Origin of the sequence: Micromonospora sp. D75 (assembly GCF_018070405.1) — a bacterium.
Taxonomy (GTDB): domain Bacteria; phylum Actinomycetota; class Actinomycetes; order Mycobacteriales; family Micromonosporaceae; genus Micromonospora; species Micromonospora chalcea.
Genome location: NZ_JAGPXV010000558.1, coordinates 1 through 3993 on the forward strand (window position 1 = coordinate 1; position 3993 = coordinate 3993).

The following is a 3993-nucleotide window of genomic DNA, read 5'->3' on the forward strand; positions in this document are numbered from 1 at the left end:
CATGTGCCCGGTGACGCCCTTCGTCGAACTCAGCGGCGGCGCTTCCGCGCCGTAGACGTCGGCGAGCGCGGCCAGCTCGGCGGCGTCCCCGGCCCGGGTGCTGGTGCCGTGCGCGTTGACGTACCCGATGTCGGCGGGCTCCAGACCGGCGTCGCGGACGGCCAGGCGCATGCACCGGGCCGCGCCGGCGCCGTCCGGACGCGGCGTGGTCGGATGGTGGGCGTCGTTGGTGGCGCCCCAGCCGAGCACGTCGGCGTGCCGGCGGGCGCCGCGCGCGGCGGCGTGCGCGGCGCGTTCCAGCACGAACACCCCGGCGCCCTCGCCGAGGACGAGCCCGTTGCGGCGGCGGTCGAAGGGGCGGCTCGCGGCGGCCGGGTCGGCCCAGCCGCGGGCGAGCGCCCGGGCGTTGCCGAACGCGTCGGCGAACGTCGGGAACAGCGGCGCCTCGGCGCATCCGGCGAGCACCACGTCCGCGTCGCCGGCGCGCAGGATGCGCAGCGCCTCGCCGATCGACTGCGCGCCGGCCGCGCACGCCGTGCCGATCGACGAGGTGTAGCCGTGGATGCCGAACTTGATCGCGATCCGGGCCGCGCCCATGTTGGGCAGCGTGCCGGGCAGCATGTACGGGCTGACCCCGAACCGTCCGCGCCCGGCGCGGGCGAGCACCTGTTCCTCCAGCGTGGACAGTCCGCCGACGCCGGAGACGACGACCGCCACCCGGTAGCTGTCGACGTCGTGGCCGATCCGCAGTCCGGCGTCGGCGAGCGCGTCCTCGGCCGCGCGCAGCACCATGACTATCGACCGGTCCACGACGCGGGACTCCGGGCCGGGCAGCACGGTGGCCGGATCGATCGCCGGGGCGAACGCGGCGACGTCGACGACGCCGTGCAGCGGATGGTCGTGCGGTGGCCGGGTGAGCCCGGAGCGGCCGTCGCAGACCGCGTCGAACACCTCGGCGGCGGTCGCGCCGACCGGGCTGACGAGCCCGATGCCGGTGACCGTGACCCGTTCGCGCACGCTCACCGGAACCGGCGCGCCGGGGCGTGACGCGGCCGGGTGCCGTGCCCTGGCATCGGTCAGTGCGCCGAGGCCGGGGCGATCCGCGCCGCGACCGCGCGGCTGAACTCGCCGACTGTCATCATCGCCAGCTCCTCCGCCTCGTCGTCGTCGAACGCGACCCCGAACCGGTCCTCCACCCGCACCGCGAGCTCGGCCAGGCCGAGGGAGTCCACGTCGAGCCCGGCCGGGCCGAAGACGGTGTCGTCGTCGACGTCGCCGACGTCGTACTTCATCTCGGTCAGTGCGGCGAGGAGGAACGCGCGGATCTCATCGGTCATGTCCGGTGTTTCCCTTCCACGGTGCCTGGCGGCGCGCTCGACCTGCTCGACGGAACCTGTGAGGCGCGGAGCGGACACTCCGCGTAGCATCGACCTTACTCGATCAGGTTGGTTTGACAAGGCACCCGATCGGTCAGCCGTACCGGCAGCCGGTCGTACCCGCGCAGCATCAGCGCGCGGCGCGGCCCCGGTTCGGCGGTCAGCGCCGGGAAGCGGTCCAGCAGGCGGGGCAGCACCAGCCGCCCCTCGGCCCGGGCCAGCGTCGCTCCGAAGCAGTAGTGCGGCCCGGCGCTGAACGCCAGGTGCCGGTTGTCGGCGCGGGACGGGTCGAACCGGTCCGGGTCGGGGAAGCGGCGCGGATCCCGGTTCGCCGCGCCGGTCAGCACGACCACCGTCCGCCCGGCCGGCACCGGCAGGCCGGCGACCTCGGTGTCCGCCGCGGCGTACCGGACCGCGAAGTGCACCGGCGGCTCGTACCGCAGGATCTCCTCCACGTAGGACGCCGCCACCGACGGGTCGGCGCGCAGCGCGGCCCGCGCGTCCGGCCGTTCGGTGAGCAGCACCAGCCCGTTGCCGAGCAGGTTCGCGGTGGTCCGGAACCCGGCGTTGTACATGATGATCAGGTTGGCGAGCAGCTCGTCGGCGGTCAGCCGGCCGGGTTCGTCGTCCAGGCCGCGCAGCAGCGCGGAGACGAAGTCGTCACGCGGGGTCGCCCGGCGCGCGGCGACCAGGTCGGTGAAGTACGCGGTCAGCTCCGCCGCCGCGACGTTGGCGGCCCGGACCTCGCGCATGGACCGGCGGCCGATCTCCAGCACCGCGTCGAACGCGCGGACCCGGGGCGGGAACCACTCCCGGTCCTCCTCCGGCACGCCCAGCAGCTCGCCGATGACGTCGCTGGGCAGCCGCAGCGCGAAGCGCGCCATGAAGTCGACGGGCCGGCCGTCCGCGCCCGCCTCGGCGAGCCGGTCGAGCAGGTCGTCGGCGATGCGCCCGATGGCCGGTTCCAGCGCGGCGACCCGGCGCGGGGTGAGCGCCTGGGAGAACAGGTGCCGGACCCGGAGGTGGTCGCGTTCGGCGGCGTTGAGCATGGACGACTGCAGGATCCGGGTCACCTGGTGCTGGCGCCAGCGGACGCCGGCCCGGTCCAGGTAGTCGGCGCCGAGCACCCGGAACACCGGGTCGCGCAGCACCCGGTTGACCGCTTCGTAGCCGTGCACGACGAGCGCGTGCGGGTCGCCCGGCCGCAGCCGGGCCGCCTCCCCCGCCTCGTGCAGCCGGGCGTAGAAGGGGTACGGGTCGCGCCGCACCTCGTCGCCGAGCAGCTCGTCGAGGGAGACGCGGACGCTCATGGCCACTCCTCGCGGTCACCGCAGTCCCGTGACCATAGACTCACCGGCGCCGATGTGTCCACGGGACGGCCGGCGGTCAGTCCGGGCCCGCCCCGCAGGCGTCCTCGCGTACGCCGGCGAGCATGTCGGCGGTCGTGTGCGCCTGGATGCCGGACGGCACCGGATCGGCGAACCGCGCGACGACCGCCCGCACGTGCCGTTGCGCGGGTTCGGCCAGTCCGTCGTAGACGGCGGTGAACAGGTCCCGGGCCGGCCGGCGCAGCCCTCCGGCCGGAAGCAGCTCACCACCTGGGGGCGGGCCCGCACCGCCGCCGGACCGTCGACCGACTCCAGCCGGGACGCCAGCGGGGTCCACCGGCGCAGGAAATCCTCGTACTGGGCGCTGATCGCGGCGATGTCCCAGGCGTCGACGGGGGCGCGCTGGCCGGTCACGTCGAGCGCGTCCTGCCGGCCCCGGAACACGGTGACCGCGCCGGGCGCGAGCTGCGCCAGTCGCGACCGGGCCGGCTCCGCCAGCTCGTACGGCGAGATCCACAGCCCGTCGTACAGCGGCGCGAAGCCGAGCCAGCGCAGTTGCCCGCGCAGGGCGCGGCGCTGCGTGCCGCGGTCCTGCGGCAGCGAGAACGCGACCACCGTCCAGCACCCGTCCCACGCCTGCGTGTCGGCGGTGGAGGCGACGATCCAGCTGCCGCCGGCGGAGAGGTCGGCGGCGGCGCCACGACTGAGCCGGTAGAAGCTGTTGCGGCCCTGCCGGCTGCCCTCCAGCACGCCGCGCCGGGCCAGCCGGCTGATCGCGGTGCGCGCGCCGGCGCTCGTCACCCCGGTCTCGGCGAGCAGCTCGACGATCGCGGCGGACGGCAGCGGGGCCCGGGTGCGCAGCGTGTAGTCGGCCAGGAGGGTCACCGCCACGCTCTGCGGCGAGGTGCCGGCCTGCCGCCGGGGCAGCCGTGGCGTGGGCGCCTCGTCCGGGTAGATCTCCTCGATGTCGAACGGGCTTGGCACACGCGCTCCGGGCTCGGCTCAGGGACGGAGCATCGACTCTAGACGAACGCCGCCGCAGCATATCGGCGTGCTTCGATTGACAGTTCACCGCCCGACGGGAACACTATGTGCCATATGAGCGCGGAGCCGGGCCGGGCAAGCCACATTCCGTGAGCGAGGCGCGACACCGCTGCCGTCCGGGCGGCCGGCGCGGCGCGTGACCGCTCATTCCCGCCTGCACACAGGCGATCGAAGGAGTCTCCGTGAGAATCAGAGCCAAGATGGTGGTGGCCCTGGCCGCGTCGCTGGTGGCGGCCGGCCTGGTG

The 3993-nt window shown here is 75.0% G+C and carries 3 protein-coding genes and 1 pseudogene; all 4 read right to left on the reverse strand.

Annotated features, from left to right (window positions below):
- Positions 1–1023 (reverse strand): beta-ketoacyl synthase (locus KBX39_RS25350; RefSeq protein WP_210872860.1); only part of this gene is annotated, 1023 nt, incomplete at its 3' end.
- 53 nt (positions 1024–1076) lie between these two features.
- Positions 1077–1337, reverse strand: coding sequence for an acyl carrier protein (locus KBX39_RS25355; RefSeq protein WP_030499102.1), 261 nt, complete (start codon positions 1335–1337; stop codon positions 1077–1079).
- Between the two features lie 95 nt (positions 1338–1432).
- The gene (locus tag KBX39_RS25360) at positions 1433–2686 is read right to left on the reverse strand and encodes a cytochrome P450 (protein ID WP_210872862.1); all 1254 of its coding nucleotides are present in this window, start codon (positions 2684–2686) and stop codon (positions 1433–1435) included.
- A 76-nt stretch (positions 2687–2762) separates the two neighbouring features.
- A pseudogene (locus KBX39_RS25365) lies at positions 2763–3688 on the reverse strand (PaaX family transcriptional regulator).
- Positions 3689–3993: the final 305 nt, after the last annotated feature.

Bases quoted from the DNA above. Each gene is read 5' to 3' on its own strand.
- KBX39_RS25355 (WP_030499102.1), bottom strand. From the start codon at position 1,337: ATGACCGATGAGATCCGCGCGTTCCTCCTCGCCGCACTGACCGAGATG.
- KBX39_RS25360 (WP_210872862.1), bottom strand. From the start codon at position 2,686: ATGAGCGTCCGCGTCTCCCTCGACGAGCTGCTCGGCGACGAGGTGCGG.